Consider the following 26,031-nt stretch of genomic DNA (forward strand, 5'->3'; position numbering starts at 1 on the left):
GCGCTCTCGTCGATGACGGTGGAAGACTGCGAGGCGTACAAAGATTTTTTAAAGGGGCCGGTCGCGAGTTTCGTTGGTCCGAAGCGCTCGCGAGCAAGCGGCCGGTGGAGACCTTTTACGCCGGAGGGGCTGTCGGCCGACAGTCAGGCGTATGCGGTGCGTGCGATTCGCGCGGCGTTTGCATGGTTGACGACGGTCCGCTATCTGGCGGGCAATCCGTGGAGCGCGGTGACGGATCCCGCGACGGTAACGAAGGAAGTTTCCGTGCAGGTCGACCGTGCGTTGACGGCCGATCTTTGGGTGCTTGTGCGCCGGGCACTCGATCAGCGCTGCGGGGATCAGCTGCTCAACGAAACGCCGGAACAAGTGCGACAGTGGCGAACCGCGCGCGCGGCGATTTTGCTGATGGGCGATTCGGGCTTGCGTCGCGAAGAAGCGGCGAACGCGGGGCGCCAGGATCTGCGCTCAATCCGTCATGTGGCGTCGGCGGGCTTCGCGAAAAAAGCGGGGGAGGGCGGGGCAGCGCAAGTTGAGATCTGGGCATTGAGCGTGGTCGGCAAGCGACGCCGGCAGCGGACGGTTCCGGTGAGCGCCGCGACGGTTCGCGCGTTGCGCGCGCACTGGATTGATCGCGGTGAAAACTTCGATGCGGCTCAGGACGATGCGCCGCTGATCGCCCCGCTGGTGATCCCCGCGACCCTGACCGCCCGCGCCAAGCACGGCAATAAAGACGGCGACCGGGGCGAAGACCCGACCGAAGTGCAATCTGATGGCGATGATCGTGCGCGTGCGAAGAAGGCGTATGCGCCAGATGCGCTCGCGCGGCTGGTGAGGCAGGGCATGAAGCAGCTCGCCGGTGAGTTGTTACGGGAGGGTGTCTTATCGCACGATGCCCATGCGCAGCTGTTGGACACCTCTGCGCACGCGTTTCGCCACACCTTCGGTACAAGGGCCGTTGCTCGGGACATGCCGATCGACGTCGTCCAGCGCGTTCTCGGTCACGCCTCGCTGCAGACAACGTCCATTTATGTGCGCGCCGAACGGCAGCGCATGCTCGATGCCGCGGCCCAATACTATTCAGAAGACGGCGGCTAGCGTACGCGTGTTGCTGCGACCTCGCCGACGTCGAGCAATAATGCCGGAAGGACGGCGCTGATGCACGAGCGCGAATGGGATGCACCACCGGAGTTCACAGTGAGAAGAAACGCCGAAAACAAGTTGATAGTTGTCGCCGTGCGCATTGATCCGCAGATTGAGCAACGACTGCGTTTGCTGGCCGAGACGACGGGGCGCAAGCAGTCATTTTTTCTGCAGCAGATGATCGAGCGTGGTATCGACGCCATCGAAGAAACTTGGTTGCCGCACGAAACGCTAAGTCAAGTTCGGAGTGGCAAAATGCCGATGTCACAACCAAGCGGCGGGATGTCCGATCTGTTCGGCGATGTGGTCGACAACGAACTTTAGAACGAATTTTGACGGCTTTTTATCGGCATTTGGGATGCTTGAAGCACAGGCAATAAGACGACGCCGTCCACAATGCGAAAATCGTGGGTCCGCCACAGGAATGGCAATTCGAGCCCAATCACAAGTAGGCACCTGGAGCGGCGTTGCATTCCCGGAGGCGCTCTTGGCAACGCCGCCTTAACGTGGGGTTGCCGTTTGAAATCGTCGAGTGTTGCATTTAGACGATGCCTTCCGGCTTTCAGTGGCAGCACCTTGGGTGCGTGAAAAGATTTTTTGCTGGCGGCGAATTGCTCAAATCGGCCACTTTCGGTCATCCGATCGAGTGCGCATACGGACGTTCCAATGTCGGAACTGCCCTGGGAACGGTCGTTCCGACGTTGGCCTATCCCGTCTCGAAGTCACAACAGACAGTGCCAGTCTCCGGATTTCGATTCAACGAGACAAATGTAACGAACTCGCTCAATAGTCCTGCGCTACTTGATTCTTCAGGACCTCATGAACCGGTCGCGCATCACCTCAAGAAACGCGGCAGCCGGCCTCGGCAACTGTGTGATCTGCAGCGCTGGAACGACAACCCGTTGTGCAGGCACAGTAAAGTCAAAAGGACAGCAAACGATGGGGCGCCCGTCATAGCTTAAATCTCCAACCGGAAACGAAACGCTGATTGCAGAAGAGGTTGAACGCACGCGCGCAGCACTGGAGCAACGAAACATGTCCGGCGATAGCGACGAGGCCGAACCGTAACGGGACAGTTTTAATACGCTATACGATTAGCGCTCCTTTGGACGCTGCTAGCGCTAATAACGGACATCAATACGTGGAGCGCGACTAGGCGTCGCCGAGCCGCTGCCGTCGGCGCTATAACGCGCACTCCTTTATTTTAAAGAATGCCACCGCCCGGCCGTTAGTCAGCGGTGTTTGCCGTTGCAGATTGGGTTAGCGGTGCGGAGATGGCCGGCGTCAGGTTAGGAGGCACCACATCGCGAGGAACGGCGCGTCCGTCGACTTCATTGCATGAAGAATGTTTGACATGTTATACAAGCCGCCGCCGACGCCCGGGCTAAACCACGGACCATCCGCCTGTTTGAACTCACCGTCTGTCAGCAGGAGATAAGCCTCTTCGGGCGGATGCCGGTGGTCAGGATACCTGGTAGCTGGTGCTAGCAAAGAAAATCCAACTTGGACGTCATATCGGCTCTCCATGCCGCCGGGGCCAATGATCATTCCATTGACGTGTTTGTCAATGTAATCCACGCTACCGTTTTCGCCAGATGTTCGGCGTTGCCACCCGACAAAAGACTCCAACGGTTTGATTGAACGAGCGACCGCGCCAAGGTCTGACCTATCGTCGGTCAGTTGTTCAAGGGCATTGTCGAGGTATTTACACGCAGGAAAACGCGCACCGTGGCGGATACCATTATCGCTTTCTCGGGTAAGAAGTGCGAACACCCTTTTGCTAAATTCTCTTACCGCGACAGGACGAGCATCGCTGCAAAATGCCGCGCCCGTTGCGTCGACGAAATCCTGCAAAGCTTTCGGTCGCGTGTACATTTTCATTCCAGCAAGGGATGCAATCAATTCCGAGTGTCTCGAACAGCTTGTCGCGAGACCGAAAATATTCAATCAAGACTCAGAGCAGAAGATGTAACCACGCTTTCTTTCCTGCGTTCAGCTGTCATGCGCCCGAACTCGAGAAGGGCAAGTCCGGAAAAAATAATCAGGACCGCCACGAATTCGAGGGCGCCAACGCGTTCGCCTACAAGTCGCCCGATAATAAGCGCGACGACCGGTGCAACATACACCGCGCCAGAAGCGGCCACTGCACCCAGTCTGTCCAGAAGATAGTAGTAAAGGAGAAACGCCACTCCGGTTCCAAGCAGGCCGAGCCCAACGACGAGCCCCGTGGTCGCTTGCCAATCTTCGAGGATACGGCTTGCTCCAGTCATGTCAGTCGAAAAAAGCAGCATCAGAAAAGCCAACCCCATCTGCCACGTTACGATTGCTAGCGGAGGCAGATTGACGGAAGCAAGGAATCTCCGCACATATATGTACGATAGGCCGAAAGCAACTGACCCTGCCAACATCCACATAATGCCTTGGCCGCTAATGGCACTTCCAGAAGCAAACCCTGCCCACGGCCGGGCAATAAGAGCTATCCCAGCCATTCCGAGCGCGACGCCAGATACCATCAGGCCGTTCATCTTTTCATTGCGCAACAGGACGACGGACGCGACGGACGTGAACAGCGCTGGCGAGCCGCCCAAGACTCCCGCAATACTGGAAGGCAGAAGTGCAGTTCCTTTGGCCATCGTGAAATAAGAGAACGCCGTCGCCAGCGCAGCCATCACACCGAAATGGTGAAGATCCCGTACCTGTTCGAATTTCAGAACCTTTTTTCGCCACGCGAGAATGGCCAGCGGGGCGAAGCCAAAAAATACGCGTAGCAAAGAAATTTGACCGGGGCTGAGAAAGACTGACGCCCATTTCATGTAAATGAAGTTCGAGCCCCAAAGCGTCCCGAGGACCAAGAAGGCAGCATACGTCCTAATCACGGCCCTATCCTTTGTAAGGTGGTCTTTCTCGCGGTGACTTCTTTTGCCAGCTCGTTGGTCGTCAACCGCGAGCAGGTAAACGCAGACGATGCTTATAGCAATCCCCCTGGCGACCGGTCGCCAGGAAAGCAAACGACAGCTTAGTCCGGAACTTCAAGGCCCGATCGCACTATCATCGTGCTTATAATCTGCGCAAGCCGCGCTTGTGCAATTGCAGGGCTGGACGCAGGGTGCTAACGTGAGCTCGAGGCTGTTCGTCCAGAGCAGGCCCAGTTGCGCTCCGAAGGCCATGGAAAATGACATGCATAACCCTGGATGCGAATTGCTGCTGCGCGGTGATGCGCCGCTGCTAATCGTCACACCGCATACCGGTACCCAGATTCCCGACGCGCTGCTGTTGCACAGTGGATGGCAACCGGTACAGGGTCGTCTGGCCGACCCGGCCGGGCTGACGCTTCATGCTGCCGCTCGCGAGGCGGGTGCTTCGCTCATTTCTGCCCGCTATCACCCCTGCTTCATCGACTTCATGGTCTCAGCTGATGGCCGCCCGCTCGCTGTTGGCGTGGACCGGGGCGGCCTATGTCGAACCCACAGCTCGCGGGGAGAGTCGCTATACGACTCGCAAACGCCGTTGACGAGTGAAGATGTCGCGTCCCGGGTGAGGGAGTACTGGCAGCCGTTTCATCAAAGTATCGTGGATGAAATTCAACGCCTACGCGTCATGCATCCGCAAGTGCTCGTGTTTGTGTCTCACGCTAGCTGGTGGCTGTCTCCGTATCGGGATGCTTCGACGGGCAGAGAATTTAACGTAGGCACAAACAACGGCAGGTCGTGCAGCCGAAACCTTGTGAGTACGCTCACTGAAACGGTCATGAAGCAAGGTCGCTCATGGGTCGTGAATGGAAATATTGCTGAGGTATTTACGGCAGAGCATTATGGGAATCCTGCTGGGGGTGTTCATGTGGTGGATGTCGAGTCTTCGGGGCAATGGCGGGTCGATTGCGCTGCCAAGGTCGACGAGGCGCTGGTAGATGGTCCGCCTGATGGCGCCGCGCTATCGACGCTACGACGTGACCGTCTCGTCGAGGACCGAGCCCCAATGGCGCCACTTCTCGCAAAGCTACTGGGCGCCCTGTACGACTTGTCCGGGAATTCACGAGTAGATGCGGGCGGCGGGGCAGACGCTAAGCAATTGTAGTCGGTCTTGCAGCAAAGCTTTGGTACGCCGACGAGGTCACAACGCAATATCAGAACATCATGAGCTGCCGGATATGAAAGAAAGCGCCCTTGAACAGTTTCCTGACTGGGACCTCCTTGCGAGCTGGGTCGCCGTCGTGGAGGCTGGGTCTATCTCCGACGCGGCGGCTCGTCTTGCCATTTCACAGGCCGGGGTTTCGCATCGCATCAAAGTGTTGGAAGCGCTCCTTGATACCACGTTGCTTGACCGCGCGACGCGTCCAGCACGGCCTACCGCGGCAGGGCAACGCCTGTTCGAGCATGCGACCGTTTTGCTTCAAGGGGCGAGTCAGATGGTCGAGAGCGTCCGAAGTGTCACTCGGGCGAAGCGCGTGATCGTAAGACTCGGCTGCGTGGACTCCTTCGCAGCTACCATGGGGCCGATTGTCATTCGGGCGCTTTCCGGGACTTCACATCAGATTCGGCTTTGGTCAGGAATTGGGCCTACTCTGGATGCCCAGTTGGAAGCGCGTCAGGTTGATATTGCAGTGACCACCTCCGGGCAGCCCACTGTGCCGGGAATAATTCGTCAGCGTCTGTTTTCTGAGCCCTACTTTGTCGTCTTGCCGCGAAACTTCGAAATGGACCGGTACGGGACGCTCACCGAGTTAGCGCGACATTTGCAGCTTATCCGTTATAGCGCGCGGTCCGTTATCGGGCAGCAGGTGGACGGCTATCTCGCCGCGAACGCAGAGACGATCGAACGCACGTATGAACTGGACGCGACAGACCCGCTGTTGAGCCTCGTAGCGGCGGGATTAGGGTTTGCGCTGACCACCCCGATGTGTCTGTGGCAATCCCGGCAGTATTTGCCCGAAGTGCGTGTGTTGCCGCTTTCTGCTTTTTCTCGTCTGGGCAGGCCCTATCAGACCCTCAGCCGTTCTTTCTATCTCGCATTTCGAGAAAACGAGCTCGGTCGTCTACCTATCGAGATATACGAGCTGCTCAAGCTGACGTTTGAACGTCAGGTTTCACGGGACATCTCGAAGGCGCTGTCTCTCAAGCCTGAAGATATCTACACGATAGACGAGGCTTGAAAACCTCGGCTCTTCACAAGCGAAGCCTATCCTAAACATAACTGCAGTTGGCTTAGTTACTGCACTTCTGCGGAGAGGTTAGTCTTATATCCACGCCCGACCGACCGGAAGACCTGATTTCCGATGTCGAATTCGCCTTTGCGTCGGCCGGCCATCCGTCCCACCGTTTTCGAAGGAGCAGGGGTGAATTCCAGTCCTAATTTCCCGTTGCCGGCTAATGAAGCCGAAGTGCATTTTGGAGCAGGTACAGATGCCGCCGCGCAGTTGCAAAAGGCGCTGAGCGTCCGCGACGTCGTAGAGATTCCCACGGTAATCGGGGGCAAGCGGCACTTCTCGAACGACGTGGTTGAAGTGCGGGCGCCGCACGACCAGTCTCGTTTGCTTGCGCGCATTCACCGCCCGACTGAAGCTCAGATTGGCGAAGCAATTGCCAACGCGAAGACTGTGTCGCGCGACTGGGCCGCGCTTCCGTACGCGAGCCGTGCGACCATTCTGCATCGCGCAGCCGACATCATCGCTACGCGGCAGCGCATGCGTATCAACGCTGCGACCATCCTGGGCCAGAGCAAGACAGTTGACCAGGCAGAGCCGGACTCAGCCTGCGAACTCATCGACTTCCTTCGATTCAACGCATATAACGCGCAGCGCGTCTATGCCGAGCAGCCGATGTCCGTGTCGACGGCCGTCAATCGGACGGACTGGCGACCTCTTGAGGGGTTCGTTTACGCCGTGTCGCCGTTCAACTTCACAGCGATTGGCGGCAACCTCACCACCGCGCCTGCGATTATGGGCAACACGGTGCTATGGAAGCCATCGGAGAAATCGGCGCTTGCCAACTGGATTTTCTACGAAGCGCTGGAAGAAGCCGGCCTGCCGGCGGGCGTCATCAACTTCGTACCGGGCGAAGCAGAGCTGACCACTCGCGCCGTGCTTAATTCAGCCGACCTTTCTGGCATTCATTTCACTGGCTCATCGGCGGTGTTCCAGTCGCTGTGGAAGGGCGTCGCGTCGAAGGTCAACGCGTTCCGCACAATTCCGCGCCTCGTGGGCGAAACTGGCGGCAAAGATTTCGTGCTCGCTCATCCGTCCGCAAATCCGGCTGAAGTCGCAATCGCACTGATTCGCGGTGCCTTTGAATATCAGGGGCAAAAGTGCAGCGCTGCGTCGCGCGCCTACATTCCGCAGAGCCTCTGGCCGGCCGTGCGCGAACAACTCGTTGAGCGCCTCGCCCAGCTGAAGGTTGGCGACCCGGCTGATCTGAACAAAACGTTTATGGGCGCGGTGATTTCGCAAGCTTCGCATGCGAAGCTGACAGCCGTGCTGAACGCAGCGAAGGACGACAGCAAGGTGACGGTCGTTTCCGGTGGCAAGACCTGGTCGGAGCCGGGCTTCTTCGTCGAGCCGACGGTGCTCGAAGTGGCGGACCCGAAGCACCCGTTGATGACTGAAGAGTTGTTCGGTCCTGTCCTTTCGCTATTTGTCTACGCGGATAACACGTGGTCTGACACGCTTACGCTCATCGATTCGACGAGTCCGTATGCGCTTACCGGCTCAATTTTCTGTACGGACCGCTTCGCACTGCACCAAGCCGAAGCTGCACTTGTCAATGCGGCAGGCAACCTGTATCTGAACGACAAGCCGACGGGTGCCATGATTGGCCAGCAGCCGTTCGGTGGGGGTCGTGCAAGTGGCACCAACGACAAGGCGGGTTCGTATCTGAACCTCCTGCGCTGGTCCTCGCCGCGCGTCGTGAAGGAAACCTACCTGCCGCCGCGAGAGTGGACTTTTGGAAACTAATCGGTTGTAGCGAGGATGGCCGCGCGGATTTTCGCGCGGCCATTTTCATTTGTTGAGCCAAAAATCGCTGTCTTCGCTGGCCTGTGCACTTCCCCAGTGAGTCTCACAACCGGCACTAGCCGGATTCATTGTTAGACGACTTGGGAGCAACATCACCAATTCAGGGGCTCGGACCATGACCGGTAGTCCAGTATTTGATTTTAAGGCTGGCACGTTGCCATTGCTCGTGTCGATTCCACATCTGGGTAGAGAGATTCCCGAAGAGCTTCGCGACGGATACACCGATGTTGCGCTCACCGTCGCAGACACAGACTGGCATCTCGACCGGCTTTATGATTTCGCCGCGCAGGCGGGAGCATCTGTGCTGAACGCGCGGTTTTCGCGTTATGTCATTGACCTGAACCGTCCGCCCTCGGGCGAAAGCCTTTACCCTGGGCAAACAACGACCGGTTTGTATCCGACAGAAACGTTCCGTGGCGTGCCAGTCTACCGCGATGGTCGCGAGCCAACGTCGGTCGAGAAAGAAGCTCGTCTGGCACGTTTCCACACGCCGTACCACGCCAAGTTGCGCGAAACTCTCAAGGAGATGCGCGAACGCTTCGGCGCGGTGCTGCTTTGGGAAGCGCATTCAATCGCGAGCGTCCTGCCGCGACTGTTCGAAGGGAAGCTTCCGGACCTTAATCTTGGAACGAACTCGGGTAAAAGCTGTGATTCCCGGATTCTCCATGCCGTCGCCCAAGCGCTCAGGGACCAGCCATTCACGTGGGTCGCAAATGGCCGCTTTAAAGGAGGTTACATTACGCGAGAATTCGGTCGGCCTGAGGAAGGCGTGCACTCGATCCAGCTTGAAATGTGCCAGTCGACATACATGAACGAGGACGCGTCATTCGACTACCGCCCAGAGCTCGCTCGGAAGGTGCAACCCGTCGTCGAGCGAATGTTGACCGCCGCTGTTGAAGCGATGCAACAGATTTCGCGCTGACTCAATACGTAAAAAAGCCGTCACCGGATTCAACGGTGACGGCAACGCAAGGTTCGAAAACAACAACAACTGGAACCCGGCCCTCGATTGATTTAAAGCGACTGCGTAATTTGCGGTACAGTTTCGAACAGGTCAGCGACGAGGCCGTAGTCCGCAACGCTAAAGATGGGCGCCTCGGCATCCTTGTTCACCGCTACGATGACGTTCGAGTCTTTCATGCCGGCCAGATGCTGGATAGCACCCGAGATGCCAATAGCGATGTAAAGCTGCGGTGCAACAATTTTGCCGGTCTGGCCAACCTGCCAGTCGTTGGGAGCGAAGCCAGAATCTACAGCAGCGCGTGAGGCGCCGACCGCTGCACCGAGCTTCTGGGCCAGAGGGTCGAGTAGGCCAAAATTCTCGGCGCTGCCCATGCCGCGTCCGCCCGACACCACGATGCGGGCGGATGTTAGTTCCGGCCGCTCGCTGGTCGCAACTTCGCGACGAACGAAACGCACTTGGCCAGCGGCCGCCGCAGCTTGTTTCTTTTCCACGGGTGCATAGCTTCCAGTGACCGCAGCGGCGTCGAAAGCGGTTGTCCGGATTGTGGCTACCTTTACCGCGTCGTCACATTGAACTGTGGCAATCGCATTTCCCGCATAAAACGGTCTATCGAATGTCTCGGCGGAGTGAATCGCAATCACGTCCGAAATTTGAGAGGCATCAAGCTTTGCCGCGACGCGCGGAGCCACGTTCTTGCCTGCAGCAGTTGCGGAGAAGAAAATGTGCGAGTAGGAAGTGGCGAGTGTCATCACCTGAGCGGCGACATTCTCAGCGAGACCGTCGGCAAGATGGGGGGCATCGATGGATATCACATTGTCGACGCCTTCGATTGCACTCGCGGCTTGTGCAACTGAGTCTGCGTTATGACCAGCAACAAGTACATGCACGTCGTTGTTTAGCTGACGTGCCGCTGTCACCGTATGCAGGGTTGACGTCTTGACTTGAGCGTTGTCGTGTTCAGCAATAACGAGAGTGGTCATTTAGATTACCTTCGCTTCGTTCTTCAGTTTTTCAATCAGAGTCGCGACGTCTGGCACACGAACGCCCGCCGCACGGGATGCTGGTTCCACGACCTTCAAGGTCTTCAGACGCGGTGCCGGGTCGACGCCAAGTTCGGCAGGACTCGTCGTGTCGATGGGCTTTTTCTTGGCTTTCATGATGTTCGGCAGCGTCACATAGCGCGGCTCGTTCAGGCGCAGGTCCGTTGTGACAATTGCAGGCAGCTGCAACTCGATAACTTCCACGCCACCGTCCACCTCGCGGGTGACCGTCGCAGTTTCGTTCGTGATTTCGATCTGACTGGCGAAGGTTGCCTGAGGCCAGTCAAGTAGTGCGGCTAGTAGCTGGCCGGTTTGGCCCGCGTCGTCGTCGATGGCCTGTTTGCCAAGAATCACGAGCTGTGGCTTTTCGCGCTCAACTGCTGCTTTGAGCAGTTTCGCGACCGCGAGCGGCTGCAACTCAACGTCTGTCTGGATGTGTAAGCCTCTGTCTGCGCCGATAGCAAGCGCAGTGCGAAGCGTTTCTACGCTTTGAGCCGGTCCGCACGTCACTGCGATAACCTCGCTCGCGTGGCCTGCTTCTTTCAGACGCGTCGCCGCCTCGACCGCAATCTCGTCAAACGGGTTCATCGACATTTTCACGCTGCCGATGTCGACGCCGCTCTGGTCCGCTTTTACGCGGACCTTCACGTTGTAGTCCACGACGCGTTTAACTGCAGCAAAGACTTTCATTTAGGAATTCCTGTATCTAAAGGCATCGGTTCGGCTAAATCTTCGATCAGAACTAGCGCGGTAGAATTACCAGCTGCATATCGTTCGTCTTGCGTTAAATCGCCAAGAGGTATGAGCAGGATGTCTGGTCCTCCGTGTCCGCGCGTCATCACCATGTCCGCGTCAAGCATCGTTGCAGTCGCCAGGTCTCTGGTGCGCCATGCGCAGCTACCGTTAAGAGGGAGCACGAGTGCAAAGCACCTTGATGGAACCAGCAACGGCTTACGCAGCAAAATAACTTCGGCTCGAAACTGGCTTTGGTCGACCATCGTATTAAGTGCCACGACCGGACCGTCGCGAAGCGTGGCCCACCACTCCATGTCGCCGTCATATTCAATGGATCGTCCTGGTACAAGTTCGACTCGGGACGCCTCATGTTGAAGTGTTACCCCAGCGCCTTTGACAATGAGTGATTGGCGCGTCATGCCAGGGAATCGTGAATACGGCCCATCTCGTTCAACGTTGGCCAGACTGATTCGCCAGCTGGCGCCTGACTCCTCTGCGAGCGGACGCGTTTTGCCGCCGCCGTTGCGCCAGGCTTGCGTCTCGAAGGATGTTAGAGGCCGGGTCACAACGCCGACCGGCAGACCCGCATCAGGAAACGGCACCGAGGCCATATTTGCCCGTCAGAAGCTTGCCCGACGCAAAACGTTCAATTGAGTAGGGGTGAAGTGAGACGTCGGTCGGCATGCCGAGAGCCGCCTGCGCTAACACTTTCCCAACAGTCGGGGAAAGTTTGAATCCGTGGCCGGAGAAGCCGTATCCGACAATTAGGCCTTCAATGCCTGGCAATGCGCCGAGCACTGGGTTCCAATCCGGCGTCACATCATAGACGCCCGTCCATGAGGATGCGATGCCCGCGGTCTCGTATGCCGGGAAACGCTCGGCGACCTGTGTGCCGACATCGATGATGTAGTCCACCGGAATATCGCCCTGTTCGGTGTCGGCAGAGTTAAGTTTCTCACCCACGACACCTTCGCTCACCAGCATTTGTTTGCCGCCGTAGCTGCGGTAATAAAGCATCCCTTCCGAGGCCAGGTCCTTGAACACGGGCATTTTGAATGTGTAATGCGCGGCGTCACATTCGAGGGCAAGGACTGCATGCCTCTCCGGAGCGACGGGCAATTCTTGACCGGTCCAACCTGCAAGTTCCGGCGTCCAGATGTTCTGCGTGCTGACCACCGTAGAAGCAGCAAAATCCCCAGCGCTCGTTGAGACGCCAACAACGCGGCCATTTTCGATAAGCAACTTGTTGACCGTCACGTTTTCCATAACTTTGACCCCGCCCCGGCGCGCTGCACGCGCGAAACTGGTCGCGGTCAAGTAGGCATCAGCGAAGCCCGCTTCCGGCTCGAATCCAATGAGTGCCGCGTCGTCGAACCGCGCGATGGGCATCAACTCTGCCGCCTGACGGGCGTCCAGTAGTTCCAGCGGGATGCCTTGTTGCATCTGTTGCTCAAGCGAGGCGCGCAGCGGGGCGACCTTGTCACCCTCAGCGGCGACAATCATGTAGCCGCACTTGACCAGGCCGCACGACGCTTCTTCGTCGCCGAGGTACGTCGCAAAGTCGTTGAACACTGACCACGACTTACGAGCCAGCTCGACGTTCTCTTTCACGGAGTAGTGCGTACGCAATATCCCGGACGACTGAGACGTGGTACCTGCGCCGATGGTCGCGCGGTCAAGCACGAGCACCTTTTTTGCGCCAAGTTTTGAGAGATGAAACGCGACCGAAGTGCCGATTACGCCGGCGCCGATTACCACTACATCATAGGTATCCACGATTCCGCTTCCTTATTGATTACCGACCGTGCATGCAGTGTGCGATTTCCCGGAAGAATCGGCGCGAATATAAATGCGGACGATGTTTAGCAGAAGCGCGCTGCGTGTTGTGAGTTTCTGGCTCAAGCAACCGGGCGTCCCGCAGCCGTAGAACGCCGCACTGTTCGGGTGCGGTTCGAACTGTCCGAAGACTTGGCGCGCACTGGTCGCGCGGGACGGGAGCAATGCAAGCGAGCAATGTTTCGCAATTCAACAGTTGCTTGTTTGCAGCATAAACAATGTCGATAACGTGACAGGACATCGCAGCCGCCTCTAGGATGGACGCCAATCGATAGATGAATGGGCTCTGCAATGGACACAGGTACGGATGCTGACCAATGGGTGGAACGCGAATCGATGGAATACGACGTGGTCATTGTCGGCGGCGGCCCTGCGGGACTGGCGGCAGCTATTCGCTTGAGGCAACTGGCATTGGAAGCCGGTGCGGAACTTAGTGTGTGTGTGCTGGAAAAGGGTTCAGAGATTGGGGCGCATATCCTATCGGGCGCAGTCATGGACCCGCGGGCAATCAGCGAACTTATTCCTGACTGGAAGGCGCAGGGTGCGCCCCTTGACGTGGAAGTGACAGAAGACCGCTTCCTTTTTTTGTCGAAATCCGGCGCAACGACCGTTCCGAATTGGGCGCTTCCCGATAACTTCAAGAACCACGGCAATTACGTTGTCAGCCTGGCGAACGTGACACGTTGGCTAGGTCAGCAGGCGGAAGGGCTTGGCGTTGAAATCTTCGCGGGCTTTCCGGCTGCGGAAGTCCTATATAACAGCGATGGGTCGGTAAAAGGAGTTGCGACGGGCAATCTCGGTGTTGGGAGGGACGGTAAGCCAACCGAGAATTTTCAGTCTGGGATGGAACTGCACGCGAAGTACACACTTTTCTGCGAAGGCGCGCGAGGACACCTGGGTCGCCAGTTGCACGACAAGTTTAGCCTCCGTAATGGCATTGACCCGCAGGTCTACGGCATCGGTATCAAGGAAGTCTGGGAGATTGACCCGACCAGACACCGGCAGGGGTTGGTATTGCATACCGCCGGGTGGCCGCTCGAACGGGACACCTACGGAGGCTCGTTCCTCTATCACATGGACAACAACCAAGTCGTCGTCGGTTTCGTAGTCGGCTTGGGCTACTCAAATCCGTACTTGTCTCCCTTTGAGGAGTTCCAACGTTACAAAACGCATCCGGAAATCCGCAAGTTTCTTGAAGGAGGACGGCGTGTGTCCTACGGCGCGCGTGCAATCACCGCCGGTGGCTTGATGTCTCTGCCCAAGCTGGTGTTTCCGGGGGGCGCTCTTGTTGGCGACAACGCGGGCTTCCTGAACGCGTCGCGAATCAAGGGATCGCACGCAGCTATCAAGACCGGAATGCTTGCCGCGCAAGCAGCATTCGAAGCGGTCCAGGCTGGGCGTGGCAATGACGAGCTGGCCGCCTATCCCAAAGCGTTCAAAGAATCCTGGCTGTACGCGGAGCTGTACCGGGCACGTAACTTCAAACAGTGGATGGGGAAAGGTCTTTACCTGGGCACGCTGATGGTTGGTATCGAGCAGAAGCTGCTGGGCGGCAACGTGCCGTGGACGCTGCATCATCGGCACTCGGACCACGAGATGCTTAAACCTGCGGCGCAGTGCAAAAAAATCGATTATCCAAAGCCTGATGGTCGGCTGACCTTTGACCGTCTTTCATCGGTGTTCATTTCAAACACGAACCACGAGGAAAATCAGCCTGCCCACCTAACCCTGAAGGACCCCACAGTGCCTGTGAATGTCAATCTTCAGGTCTATGCCGGTCCAGAAAGCAGATTCTGCCCGGCAGGTGTCTACGACTTTGTGAAAGACGAAAGCGGACGCGACCGCCTCCAAATCAGCGCCCAAAATTGCGTGCACTGCAAGACCTGCGACATTAAAGACCCGACGCAAAACATCGTTTGGGTGACGCCCGAAGGGGGCGGCGGTCCGAACTATTCCAACATGTAGAGGCCGAATGTTCCATCGCCTGGAGAGGTTCTCAATGAGACATCGCCGCTTTCTGCAGATTCGACTTCCAGACCCAGTGAGTAGCGTTGTCAATCATCCCATGAAAGATGCCGATGACTTCATCCATCGAGATACTTGCAGCGACACGATGCTCAATCCACAGACCATGAACGAGCGCCATGGCCTGAATGGCGTGAATCCTGGCCATCGCTGGGTCACAGCCAGCCTGACGCAAGTCGTAAATGAAATTGGAGCGAAGTCGCCTCGAAAATGCCGAACAAAGTCGCTGCACTTCAACTTCATGGGCCGACGAGCTCCACATATGAGGCCATACATTTGCGGCACCTGGACTCATGACCTCATGATTGAAGCACATGTCCGCCGTAAATTTCATCCGTTCGACAGGGTCGGCGATACCTCGCCGGCCTCTTGTGAGTTGGTCTCGCATGCGCCGAATCAGATGGACGAACGTGGTGTAGACAAGGTTGCTCTTGTTCTGGAAGTGATGATGGACAAGGCCCAACGATACGCCTGCGTAGTCGCTGACTTTCCTTATGGTGAGATTCTCAAGCCCAAGTTCGCCTACGACTGCCAAAGTGGCGTCAAGCAGTCTGACCCTCATGCCGTCAGACTGAAGCTCCTCACGTCGGGGGTCCGGTGTCGCGACTTCTGGCGTCGTCACTCTCATTGAAAAATTCCTGATAATTGGGTTCATGACCAAGCCATGGTCACTCTGTTTCAACGGTTGGTCAGCCAATCGTGCCAACCATGTTACCGAACGACCCGAGATTGAACAAACGTTCACAAAAAACGGGCATCGATGCACGCAAATGTTGAACGCATGTTCACTGTGAAAAGTAAGATTCCTAAGAAAAATACCCAACGCCGTCGAAAGATAACCCCTCTTGGTTAGCAAAAACCCTAGTTAAATTATTTTTGACTCGATTGAGACATGTATATAGTAGGGGAAACGCTGACAGAGTTGAACAGATGTTCAGGGTATAGTCGGTTTGCAACTGGGTGTGGATGCCTTTTAATGCTATGAGTTGTTCAGCATGAGCCAAGATTAGGAGGCGACGATGAGCCCGACGCTGCCGTTGTCGCTTGCGGCGCCGCTGAGAGGGCTAGCAAATCGCCCTTCCAGTCGAAGCCACGTATTAGTTCTGAAAATGTATTTTTCGCAATAAGCACAACTAATGAGTAAGGCGATTGAGGCAGCGATTGAATGATTGCTGAAAAACGTCTGAGGCAGAGGGTGTTGAACGGAATGTTATGCGCGTCCTGAATTGCCCCGCGTGACCCCAGTTTGACCCGGTCCGCGCCAGAGCCAGGATTGGTCTGTAGTAAAGCTTTTCATGAGGAACAGTGATGTCGACGATTGTCTCTTTCAAAAACGTTCAAAAAACGTACGACGGCGAAACGCTTGTGGTGAAAAACCTGAACCTCGATATTGAAGAGGGGGAGTTTCTGACCATGCTTGGGCCGTCGGGCTCTGGAAAGACGACGTGCCTGATGATGCTCGCAGGGTTCGAGACTGCAACTCATGGGGAGATTTTGCTGCAAGGCCGGCCAATCAACCGCATTCCACCCGAGCGCCGCAATATCGGCATGGTCTTCCAGAGCTACGCGCTCTTTCCTCACAAATCCGTTGCCGAGAATCTCGCGTTCCCGCTGAAGGTCCGGAAGATGAGCAGGGCCGATATTGAGAAAAAGGTTCAGCAGGCTTTGAAGATGGTGAACATGGACAAGTTCGCTAATCGCATGCCGGCGCAGCTTTCTGGCGGACAGCAACAACGTATTGCAGTTGCAAGAGCGCTCGTCTTCCAACCAGCTCTTGTGCTTATGGACGAGCCGCTTGGAGCGCTGGACAAGCAGTTGCGCGAGCAGATGCAATATGAAATCAAGCAAATTCACGCTCAGAGCGGGTTGACAGTCGTGTATGTCACGCACGACCAGAGCGAAGCAATGACGATGTCGGACCGAATCGCTGTCTTTAACAACGGAGTTATCCAGCAACTCGCAACGCCTTCGAGTCTGTACGAGCGACCCGAGAATGCGTTCGTTGCCCGCTTCATTGGTGAAAGCAATGAGTTGAAGGGTGTTATCGCCGCGGTCGAGAGCGAGCGTTGCACCGTGAAGCTGGATGGCGGCCACACCATAAAGGCAAGTACTGGTGCCGCAATCAAGCCATCTGACAGCACATGCGTATCCCTGCGACCAGAACGCATTGCAATCGGTGAGCCGGCCAAAGTGTGCGACAACGTCTTTAGTGGCGGAGTAAAGGATTTGATTTATTACGGCGACCATCTCCGGCTGGTAATGCAAATTTGCGGGAAGGACGACTTCATCGTGAAGCTGCCAAACGATGGCGCCGCGCGCCAATTGCGCGTTGGAGATGCGGTACACGTGGGATGGATGGCCGACTCGTGTAGAGCCTTGGTAGCACTCCACTAGCGGTGACGAAGAGAGTTGTCAGAGACGTCCAGAGCAGCTAACAGTTTTAAATTGGTCGCGTGGCGAATCGGGTTCTGCCACGAGAAGGCGCCTTCCGGACGATGCCCCGCAATGACATTGCCTAACCAGAGAAGGCGATTTTTCCGCCGAACTGAGAAATGATTCATTCCACTGAAATGACAGTTTCGACGACCGATATTCTTGGGTCGAATGTCGACGACTCTAAAGGTCTAAAGGCACGGCTACGCAGGGCCGAACGAAAGGAACGCGCTAAGGCCACGATGCTGGTCTTACCGTTACTAGCTTTCTTGCTGGTTACTTTCCTCGTGCCGATTGGAAACCTGCTGCTCAAAAGCGTCAGAGACCCTACGGTCTCGCAAGAATTACCGCACGCGGCGGCGCTCTTGCGAAGCTGGAATCCTGCGGATGGGAAATTGCCTTCTGAGGTTGTATTTGACGCGTTTGGAAAAGACCTTGTCACTGCGAAGGCGAACGACGGCGTGACCCGTGTTGCAGCTCGTCTGAATTACGATGAAGCGGGACTGCGCAGCCTAATCATGAAGACTGCGCGTCACGTAGGCGATGAACGCACAGGTTCGTGGCACTCATGGTTCACATCAGTCGATTCACGTTGGGACGAGCCGGCCACCTGGACAACTCTGAAGTACGCGTCATCGCCTTGGACCTTCGACTACTACCTTAAGGCGTTCGACTTCAAGCGCGACGTTAATGGTGCAATCGTCCAGCAGCCGGAAAATCAACGGCTGTATGTCGGAGTCTTCATCAGGACAGCATGGGTCAGCATGCTCGTGAGTTTCCTGTGTCTTCTGTTTGGCTACCCGGTCGCTTTTTTTCTCGCCAACATTCCAGCGCGCTACAGCAACTTGTTCATGATTATGGTTCTGTTGCCATTCTGGACTTCGATTCTCGTCCGGACTACGGCATGGGTTGTTGTGCTGCAGACGCATGGCGTGGTGAACGACTTTCTCACGCAACTTGGTATCCCCCGAATGGGCCTTATCTACAACCGGTTCGGTGTCCTGATTGCGATGACGCACATTCTGCTGCCGTACGCGATTCTGTCGCTTTATAGCGTAATGAAAGGCGTCCCTTCGGTTTATATGAAAGCCGCGCGCTCGCTCGGTGCAGGCCCGATTCGCGCTTTCTTTCAGGCGTACTTTCCGCAAACGCTTCCAGGCATCGGCGCAGCGGGAATGCTTACTTTCATTCTTGCGGTTGGCTACTACATTACGCCGGCCATTGTGGGTGGTCCCGATGACCAGTTGGCAAGCTACTTCATCGCCAACCACGTCAACACGACGCTCAACTGGGGCTTGGCCAGTGCCTTGGCGTCAGTTCTTCTTGCGGGCGTATTGCTCATCTACGGAATCTTTGTTCGTATCACCGGCGGCGCCGGTGTGAAACTGGGGTAAAACATGTTCAACTTTCCTGCGTATGTAACCGTCTGGGGAAGGCTTGGGCGCATCTCCTATGTCGCCCTGTCTTTGGCGGTACTGGTTTTTCTCGTTCTGCCAATACTGGTGGTGATACCGTTATCCTTCAATTCGCAGCCGTACTTCACGTACCCCTTGCCGGGATTGAGTCTTCGCTGGTACCAGGAGTTTTTTGGCAACTCGGATTGGATGCTGGCGCTTAAGAATACACTTATCACCGGCGTCGCATCGACGGTGCTCGCTACGTTCCTGGGTGTTACTGCATCCCTTGGTCTGACAAGCAGTCGGATTCGAGGAAAGGCAATCATCACTGGCATTTTGATTTCGCCAATGATTGTTCCGCTCATCATTACTGCAGTTGGCGTCTATTTCGCGTTCAGTCCGCTCGGACTGACGAGCAGCCTGCTTGGGCTGATTCTGGCACACGCTGCGCTCGGGGCTCCATTTGTTGTTGTGACGGTTACCGCGACACTCGCGGGATTCAACGAATCCCTTACTCGGGCAGGTCGCAATCTGGGGGCGTCTCCACTTCGCGTCTTCTTTCAGGTCAAGCTTCCGCTTATCGCTCCCGGTGTTGTGTCGGGTGCGTTGTTCGCTTTCGCAACGTCGTTCGATGAAATCGTCGTCGCGCTATTTCTCACTGGTCCGGACCAACGCACAATTCCCCGCCAGATGTGGGCCGGTATCAGAGAACAGCTAAGTCCGACCATCCTGGCTGTTGCCACCTTGCTCGTCGCAATCTCAACGCTGTTGCTTATCACGCTGGAGCTTCTGCGTCGCCGTTCTGAGCGACTTCGCGGAATCAACGGTGCCGTCTGAGTTCGACGTCACGCTACCTTTGCCTTTTACAGTCCAATTCCATCATGCTGTCGAAAATTCATGAAATGCAGGAACAGACGTCTGACCTGTTGGTGCTGCGGCGACGTATCAAGGACGCATCCAATTTGCCCGAAGACGTGGTCGTCCGTGAGTTGATAAAAGCGGCGTATCTGGACCCAGAGACACTGTCACGTGTACAGGAACTTGCAACGCGTCTTGCGCAAGGTGTGCGCGACACACGGATAGACGCTGGCGGCGTAGACCTTCTGACCCAGGAGTTCTCTCTCGACAGCCGCGAAGGCATCGCGTTGATGTGTCTGGCCGAAGCGATGCTTCGCATTCCGGACACACCGACCCGCAATCAACTGATTCGCGACAAGATTGTCGATGCGGACTGGCGCGCACATCTCGGGAAATCTCCCTCGTTGTTCGTGAATGCTACCGCCTGGGGTCTGCTGGTTACGGGAAAACTGCTCAAGCAGCCGGACGAAAAATCGCTTTCAGAAGCGCTGACCAGCGTCGTCCGTAAGGGTGGCGAGGCGGTCGTGCGGTCCGGCGTGGCCTACGCGATGAGGCTGCTGGGCAAACAGTTCGTAACGGGACAAACGATTGAGGAAGCCATTGGCGTCGCGAAATCGCGCGAAGGTCAAGGTTACCGCTTCTCCTATGACATGCTAGGTGAAGCCGCGTTGACGGAAGAAGATGCTGAAGCGTATTTCCAGTCCTATCGACACGCTATTGAAGCAATTGGTAAGGATGCCTTAACACGAGGCGTGATTGAAGGTCCGGGAGTGTCCGTCAAGATTTCAGGCCTGCATGCTCGATACGAGCTTTCGCAACGTGAACGTGTCATTGAAGAACTGTATCCCCGGCTGCTCGGCCTTGCTCAACTTGCCAAAAAATATGCAATCGGCTTCCACCTCGACCAGGAGGAATCGGCACGTTTCGATTTGACGCTCGAGATGCTTGAACGACTTTGCTTTGAGCCTAGTCTGATTGGATGGAATGGAATCGGCATTTCGCTACAGGCGTACCAGAAGCGCGGGCGTTTCGTGGCGGACTGGCTGATTGCCTTGGCTCGTTCAACTGGCCGACGAATCAACACGCGCCTGGTCAAGGGTGCGTATTGGGATACTGAAATCAAGCTCGCCCAGGATGCTGGTAGCGAAGGGTATCCGGTCTTCACTCGCAAGGTTCACTCAGACGTCAGCTACATCGCTTGCGCAAAGGCATTGATTGCTGCCCCTGACGCCATTTTCCCGCAATTCGCGACGCACAATGCTTTCTCGATTGCGGCCGTCCATACGCTCGCAGGCAACATTGACTATGAATTCCAATGCCTGCATGGCATGGGGGAAAGCGTTTACGACCAGGTGGTCGGGCCAGGCAAATTGGGCCGCGCTTGTCGCGTGTATGCTCCCGTCGGCCCACATGCGACGCTGTTGGCCTACCTGGTTCGACGCCTTCTCGAAAATGGTGCCAACTCGTCTTTCGTCAATCAGGTCGTCGACCCGAATGTCAGCATCGCCGACATTGTTGTAAGTCCGCTCGAAAAAGCCGCGCGCACGAATGGCCGGATGCACGACGGTATTCCAAGCCCGCGCAACGTCTTGCCGGGACGGGTGAATGCTGCAGCGCTCCGTTTAAGTTCTTCTGATGGCTTTGCCAAGGCTGTCGGCGAGCTGCGAAGCGCACGTGTAAATGTACGGTCGATAGTTGCCGGTGGTGTTGTGACTGACTCGGATGCGACCAATCTGGTCTATAGCGCCGCAGATTCGACAGAGGTAATCGGCAGCATCGATACCTGTCGTCCCGGCGCAATCGAAGGTGCTTTGCAGGGAGCGACCGAGGGTTGGGCGCAGTGGAGCGACTCCGGCGTCCAATTCCGCGGCACCGTGCTCGAAAACGTCGCCAACAACCTTGAGGAGCGCGGTGCTTCGCTTGGAGCGCTGCTTGTACTTGAGACTGGCGCAACGATGGCCGAAGCCGCGGAGGAGATTCGAAGCGCGGTCAATATGTGTCGTCTCTATGCGTACGAACTTCGCGCCGAACGATGGCTACAGAATAGCAGGCCGCTTGGCGTTGTTGTCTGCATTGCATCGAGTTTCAATCCGTTGATGACGTTGGTCGGGCAGCTGTCTTCGGCGCTCGCTGCGGGGAACGGCGTTATTGCAAAGCCGGCGCAATGCGGTTCCCTTGTCGCCTATGAAATCGTGACCACGTTTTTGCGTGCGGGGGTTCCATCGCTCGCGCTGCAACTGGTGCTTGGGAACGGAGAGTCTGCGGGACGTGCTCTAGTCATGGACCGCCGTGTCAAGGCAATTATGTTTTCTGGAAGCCAGGACGCAGCGGCCAGAATCTCCACCCAAGTATCCGCATTGGCGCAGCCACCCAAACTGCTGTTCTCGCTTCGCAGCGTGAACGCGATGATTGTCGACAGTTCTGCTCTGCCCGAGCAGGTGATCCTTGACGCGACAGTCTCTGCGTTCACTTCCGCTGGTCAGTCGGCCATGGCACTGCGAATTCTGTGTCTTCAGGACTCCATTGCAGAAAAAACTCTGAAAATGCTGAAGGGCATACTCAGCGAGCGTGCCACTGGGAATCCGCTGGACGCGGCTACTGACATCGGGCCTGTAGCGACCCAAGACATCAAGACGGTTGCCGAGTCGTACCTTCAGCGACTGCAGCAGGCGGGATTTGCGGTGACGCGTGGCCGGCCAGTCAAGGATATGCGCAATGGAAACTTCGTGTGCCCAGCTATCGTAGACCTGGGCATCGCAGAAAACATCAGCTCGGTGGTTCCTGGCGTGAGCGGCCCAATTCTTCACGTCGTGCGTTACCGGACAGGCGAATTGGCCGACCTTGTGGAGCGGCTCAACGCAGTCGGGTGCGGTGTGCTGGGCCTGCATACCCGAATCAACGAGGCAACAGGCAAATTGCTCTCGAAGACGACGGCTAGCAGCGTCTGCGTGAATCGCGCGATGCATTCCACTTTTATCGGCATGCAGCCGTCCGGGGGTTTCGGGGCCACCGGTAGCGGCCCGATGATGGCAGGCCCGCTTTCGCTGTCATCCCTGACCGCACAAGGTAGCCATCAACTTGCTCCCGAAGAAGGTCCTTTCGTCTCGACCAACAACCTGGCGAGCAAATTCTATGAATTTCCCATCGAGAACGGTTCTGGCCGATTCCATGACCGGCGGGACGCATTGGCGACGGAGAAAGCTCGTCGCCGGAAGTCGGTCGATGCACTTTTCGCAATGATGTCGGTTGCTGGCAGGTCAAGCAGCTCCGGTCTCAGGGACGAACTCACCCGCCTCATCGCACGGTCGGACCCAGTCACTTTGCCAGCGCTCGCGGGAGAAGAAAATACGCTCGAATTCTTGCCCCGCGGAATGGTGCTATGCGTATCAGGAAAAGACGATGAGGTTGTATTTCAGGCAATGATCGCTAGTGCTTTCGGTAACAGCGTGTTGATTGCACCGTGCGAGAGTGCTCAAGCAGTTAAAGGCGAACTGGGTGAGCGTTGTTTCATTGCCGAGACGGCGGAGTTTCAAAGCTTTGTCGAGGGTCGACGCTCCGCGGCATCTGTTGCTGTCGTTTTAACTCCGGCGAGGACGCTGCTCCCTGATGGCCTTGCGGGCGCATGCATGAATGGACGGATCCCCGTTGTCGAGACAGATTTCGCAAGCGGCTGTGACTTCACAAGCCTCATAAGAGAAAGATTGACGACGGTGAACGCCAGTGCAGCAGGCGGAAATACCCAGTTGATGGTGCTAAGCGAAGGTGCCTTGTAACGATGGCCCGGTGCTTCCTGCCCATGATAGGGAAGCTTCGAGTTGATGGTGAAGTCGGAAGCAGTAGAAGTAATCTCTTAACCCTGGAAATCGATGGGCGATTTCGTACCATCTGACGACGAGAAGGAACATAACGAAATGAAATTTCACACGAAATTGACCGCGCAGGCTATCGCCCTCGTTGCTTTTGGCACAGTGAGCTTGTCTGCTAGTGCAGGCGACCTGGTGTTTGCAAGCTGGGGTGGCTCGTACCAGGACTCACAGGTCGCACTGGCGTCGAAGCCCTTTGGTGCGCAGACCGGCACCAATGTCAAGACCGACACCTATAACGGCGGCATTGCACAGATTCGGAGTCAGGTTCAAACGAATAACGTGACCTGGGACGTAGTCGACATGCAACTCGCCGATGCAACCCGCGCCTGTGATGAGGGACTGCTCGAGAAAATCGACTCCGCGTCGCTTCCACCAGCAAAAGGTGGGGCGGCTGCCAAAGCTGACTTTCTGCCCGGTGGATTGTCGGATTGCATGGTCGGCAATGTATCGTGGTCGACGATGGTTGCCTACAACAAGGATGCATTCAAAAGCGGCGAACCGAAGACGATTGCCGACTTCTTCGACCTGAAGCGTTTTCCCGGAAAACGTGGCCTGAAAAAATCGCCGGAGACGGCAGTCGAATTTGCCTTGCTGGCGGACGGCGTGAAGCCGGCCGACGTTTATAAGGTCCTGGCGACGCCAGAGGGCGTTAACCGTGCGTTCAAGAAGCTTGACACCATCAAATCGTCGATTGTCTGGTGGGATGCAGGCGCTCAGCCGCCGCAACTCCTCGCGGACCGTGAAGTCACGATGACTAGCGCGTATCCGAATCGCATTCTCGTCGCAGTTCAACAGGACAAGAAACCATTCGGCTTCCTGTGGGATGGTGAGGTTATGAACATTGAGGGTCTGGCCATCGTCAAAGGAACGAAAAACCTCAAGTCGGCCCAGGATTTTGTGAAGTTCTCAACGAACACGGAATCGCTGGCGAAACTCGCTTCCGCGACTGGCTTGGGCCCGATGCGAAAGTCTTCGATTGCACTGGTCGACCCGAAGGTGGCGCCGTATCTGCCGACGAATCCGGCAAACTCGAAGGGTGCGGTCGCCTCAGACATCAGTTTCTGGGCCGACCATTCCGACGACCTGAATCAAAAATTTGCGGTGTGGCTCGGAACGAATTAAAGGCTTTCTCGGGGTTTGCTCACGGCGATTGCAGGCGGGGCAAACCACGGGCTCGCCGAACTTCATTCAGCGTAGCAGCGGGCAAGCTGAAACCCCGACCGCCGGACGGTCGGGCTGATGGCTGACCAACTTACGATGGAGGACGCTCGGATGCCAGCGCGCAGCGGGCCACATCAACCCGTGCGCAAGGTGCGGACGGCCATGTTTCTGAGTCTCGCATAATTTCAAGTAATGGCATTAGAAAGAATAAAGCGCATTGACGGTCCTTTTCGTCAATCCAATACTTAGATCGTGGCTGGAGACATGTAATTCCGAGGCACTCGACTGTATCCGCAGCGACGCGACTCTCGCTTCTGCTGTTATGAATTGCCAGCATGCCAAATCAATCCGTAAGCAGGCCTCGGGTGTCTGAGCGTTGTCCCGAGCACTAAACACGCAGACATACCATGAATCTCTTTGATCCAATCTTCGACCCCGCATCTGCCGACAGCGACCGGCTCGCTAATCCCGGTACTTGGGAGCACGGCGCTCGCCAATGGGCAAGTAGCGAACAGCAAGCGCTACAGTGTTGTCGCGTGGTCGACGAAACTCACGACGTTAGGACTTTCGAGTTCCGGACCACCGATGGTCTGCCGGTTCGCTTCGAGCCCGGTCAATTCATGACGATTTCGGCCACCGTCGGCGGTCAATCCGTGCAACGCTGTTACACCATCTCGTCGCCGCCCACCCGACCATTCCTCGTTTCCATCACTGTAAAGCGCGTTCCCGGCGGCGTAGTGTCTAACTGGCTCCACGACAATATGAAGCCCGGTGTCCAGTTGCTCGCGTATGGCCCGTCGGGCGCGTTCACGCCGACAGCGTCCAAGGCCCCGAAGCTTCTCTATCTGTCTGCGGGTTCGGGGGTCACACCGTTGATGTCGATGACGCGCTCGAGCATCGACTTAGGCCTCAACCGCGACATCATTTTCATTCACAGCGCTCGAACGCCGGCAGACATCGTTTTCCGAGACGAGCTGCAACGCCTGGTGGCGCTTTCGTCCCGTCTACGAGTTTTCTTCGTGTGCGAGGGCACCGGCAACGAAGCTGATTGGACTGGCCCGATTGGTCGCCTCAGCCTACTGCAGCTCTCTGAGTGGGTACCGGACCTTGCAGATCGTGAGGTGTTCACGTGTGGCCCCGCCGGGTACATGAACGCCGTAAGAGACATTCTGCGAAGCGGCAACCACGACCCGGCACGCTATCACCAGGAAAGCTTCGACATCACCGCTGATGTTGCACCCGAGCCCGTCGAGGCTCAGGTAATACCCGCGCAGCACACATTCACAGTCACACTTTCCCGCTCATCACGAAGCTTCACAATGAGCCCGTCGGAAACCGTACTCTCGGCAGCGAAGAAAGCAGGCGTGGCCATTCCTTCGTCGTGTAGCCAAGGGATGTGCGGAACCTGCAAAACCAAAGTGCTCGAAGGCACCGTCGATATGAAACACAACGGCGGAATTCGGGAACGAGAGGTTGCGAAGGGCTTCAGACTCCTCTGCTGCAGCCGACCTACTTCAGACCTCGTCCTAGAACTGTAATCCTTCGATCAAGCGCATAGGCAGGTGCCGTT

General features: G+C 56.6%; 20 protein-coding genes. 13 read left to right on the forward strand and 7 right to left on the reverse strand.

Annotated elements, in window-relative coordinates:
* Together BSU04_RS15470 and BSU04_RS15475 are read left to right on the forward strand one after the other, a co-directional pair.
* A partial coding sequence (locus BSU04_RS15470; protein WP_144021247.1) for a tyrosine-type recombinase/integrase occupies nt 1-1,095 on the forward strand: 1,095 nt, incomplete at its 5' end.
* A 99-nt stretch (nt 1,096-1,194) separates the two neighbouring features.
* The gene (locus tag BSU04_RS15475) at nt 1,195-1,464 is read left to right on the forward strand and encodes a hypothetical protein (protein ID WP_089161468.1); all 270 of its coding nucleotides are present in this window, start codon (nt 1,195-1,197) and stop codon (nt 1,462-1,464) included.
* A gap of 960 nt (nt 1,465-2,424) precedes the next feature.
* Here the strand turns inward: BSU04_RS15475 and BSU04_RS15480 are convergent.
* A complete protein-coding gene (locus BSU04_RS15480; protein ID WP_089161431.1) occupies nt 2,425-3,015 on the reverse strand; it encodes a dimethylsulfonioproprionate lyase family protein in 591 nt (196 codons plus the stop codon).
* A 68-nt stretch (nt 3,016-3,083) separates the two neighbouring features.
* A complete protein-coding gene (locus BSU04_RS15485) occupies nt 3,084-4,016 on the reverse strand; it encodes a DMT family transporter (RefSeq protein ID WP_089161469.1) in 933 nt (310 codons plus the stop codon).
* Between the two features lie 301 nt (nt 4,017-4,317).
* On the opposite strand from BSU04_RS15485, the gene BSU04_RS15490 reads away from it, so the two are divergent.
* The 4 genes from BSU04_RS15490 (at nt 4,318) to hutG (ending at nt 9,068) form a co-directional block, all read left to right on the forward strand.
* Complete coding sequence (locus BSU04_RS15490) at nt 4,318-5,214, forward strand: N-formylglutamate amidohydrolase (protein WP_179258330.1); 897 nt, start codon at nt 4,318-4,320, stop codon at nt 5,212-5,214.
* 73 nt (nt 5,215-5,287) lie between these two features.
* Nucleotides 5,288-6,289 carry a LysR family transcriptional regulator gene (locus BSU04_RS15495; protein WP_179258334.1) on the forward strand — a complete coding sequence of 334 codons (1,002 nt, stop codon included), beginning with the start codon at nt 5,288-5,290 and terminating at the stop codon, nt 6,287-6,289.
* A 183-nt stretch (nt 6,290-6,472) separates the two neighbouring features.
* Nucleotides 6,473-8,086, forward strand: a complete 1,614-nt coding sequence (gene pruA / locus BSU04_RS15500; RefSeq protein WP_089161471.1) for an L-glutamate gamma-semialdehyde dehydrogenase — start codon at nt 6,473-6,475, stop codon at nt 8,084-8,086.
* Between the two features lie 175 nt (nt 8,087-8,261).
* On the forward strand, nt 8,262-9,068 hold the full coding sequence (gene hutG / locus BSU04_RS15505) for an N-formylglutamate deformylase (RefSeq protein ID WP_089161433.1): 807 nt from the start codon (nt 8,262-8,264) through the stop codon (nt 9,066-9,068).
* A 92-nt stretch (nt 9,069-9,160) separates the two neighbouring features.
* On the opposite strand, the gene BSU04_RS15510 is transcribed toward hutG, so the two are convergent.
* Genes BSU04_RS15510 through BSU04_RS15525 form a run of 4 tightly spaced genes read right to left on the reverse strand, consistent with a single transcriptional unit; the run spans nt 9,161 to nt 12,661 of the window.
* The gene (locus tag BSU04_RS15510) at nt 9,161-10,090 is read right to left on the reverse strand and encodes an electron transfer flavoprotein subunit alpha/FixB family protein (protein WP_089161434.1); all 930 of its coding nucleotides are present in this window, start codon (nt 10,088-10,090) and stop codon (nt 9,161-9,163) included.
* Entirely contained in the window at nt 10,091-10,840 is a 750-nt protein-coding gene (locus tag BSU04_RS15515) for an electron transfer flavoprotein subunit beta/FixA family protein (protein WP_089161435.1), read from the reverse strand.
* Nucleotides 10,837-11,496 (reverse strand): HutD/Ves family protein, encoded by a 660-nt coding sequence (locus BSU04_RS15520; protein ID WP_089161436.1) that lies wholly within the window; start codon nt 11,494-11,496, stop codon nt 10,837-10,839. The genes BSU04_RS15515 and BSU04_RS15520 overlap by 4 nt, the downstream gene beginning before the upstream one ends.
* Nucleotides 11,474-12,661 carry an NAD(P)/FAD-dependent oxidoreductase gene (locus BSU04_RS15525; protein WP_089161437.1) on the reverse strand — a complete coding sequence of 396 codons (1,188 nt, stop codon included), beginning with the start codon at nt 12,659-12,661 and terminating at the stop codon, nt 11,474-11,476. Before BSU04_RS15525 ends, BSU04_RS15520 begins: the two co-directional genes overlap by 23 nt.
* 351 nt (nt 12,662-13,012) lie before the next feature.
* Here BSU04_RS15525 and BSU04_RS15530 point away from each other — a divergent pair, with 351 nt between their 5' ends.
* Nucleotides 13,013-14,686: an electron transfer flavoprotein-ubiquinone oxidoreductase gene (locus BSU04_RS15530; protein WP_089161472.1), complete on the forward strand. Its 1,674-nt coding sequence runs from the start codon at nt 13,013-13,015 to the stop codon at nt 14,684-14,686.
* A gap of 31 nt (nt 14,687-14,717) precedes the next feature.
* Here the strand turns inward: BSU04_RS15530 and BSU04_RS15535 are convergent, their stop codons facing one another.
* Entirely contained in the window at nt 14,718-15,401 is a 684-nt protein-coding gene (locus BSU04_RS15535; protein ID WP_256982806.1) for a TetR family transcriptional regulator C-terminal domain-containing protein, read from the reverse strand.
* Between the two features lie 653 nt (nt 15,402-16,054).
* Between BSU04_RS15535 and BSU04_RS15540 the strand changes: the two genes are divergently transcribed.
* The 6 genes from BSU04_RS15540 (at nt 16,055) to BSU04_RS15565 (ending at nt 25,999) form a co-directional block, all read left to right on the forward strand.
* Nucleotides 16,055-17,140 (forward strand): ABC transporter ATP-binding protein, encoded by a 1,086-nt coding sequence (locus tag BSU04_RS15540; RefSeq protein WP_089161439.1) that lies wholly within the window; start codon nt 16,055-16,057, stop codon nt 17,138-17,140.
* 557 nt (nt 17,141-17,697) lie between these two features.
* Complete coding sequence (locus tag BSU04_RS15545; RefSeq protein ID WP_256982807.1) at nt 17,698-18,573, forward strand: ABC transporter permease; 876 nt, start codon at nt 17,698-17,700, stop codon at nt 18,571-18,573.
* A gap of 3 nt (nt 18,574-18,576) precedes the next feature.
* Complete coding sequence (locus tag BSU04_RS15550; RefSeq protein ID WP_089161440.1) at nt 18,577-19,413, forward strand: ABC transporter permease; 837 nt, start codon at nt 18,577-18,579, stop codon at nt 19,411-19,413.
* A 65-nt stretch (nt 19,414-19,478) separates the two neighbouring features.
* Nucleotides 19,479-23,207, forward strand: a complete 3,729-nt coding sequence (putA, locus tag BSU04_RS15555; protein ID WP_089161474.1) for a bifunctional proline dehydrogenase/L-glutamate gamma-semialdehyde dehydrogenase PutA — start codon at nt 19,479-19,481, stop codon at nt 23,205-23,207.
* 138 nt (nt 23,208-23,345) lie between these two features.
* Nucleotides 23,346-24,422, forward strand: coding sequence for an ABC transporter substrate-binding protein (locus BSU04_RS15560; protein ID WP_218827293.1), 1,077 nt, complete (start codon nt 23,346-23,348; stop codon nt 24,420-24,422).
* Nucleotides 24,423-24,868: 446 nt separating this feature from the next.
* A complete protein-coding gene (locus tag BSU04_RS15565; RefSeq protein ID WP_089161442.1) occupies nt 24,869-25,999 on the forward strand; it encodes a hybrid-cluster NAD(P)-dependent oxidoreductase in 1,131 nt (376 codons plus the stop codon).
* The last annotated feature ends 32 nt before the right edge of the window (nt 26,000-26,031 follow it).

It is taken from the genome of Caballeronia sordidicola (assembly GCF_002220365.1).
GTDB classification, from domain to species: Bacteria; Pseudomonadota; Gammaproteobacteria; order Burkholderiales; family Burkholderiaceae; genus Caballeronia; species Caballeronia sordidicola_C.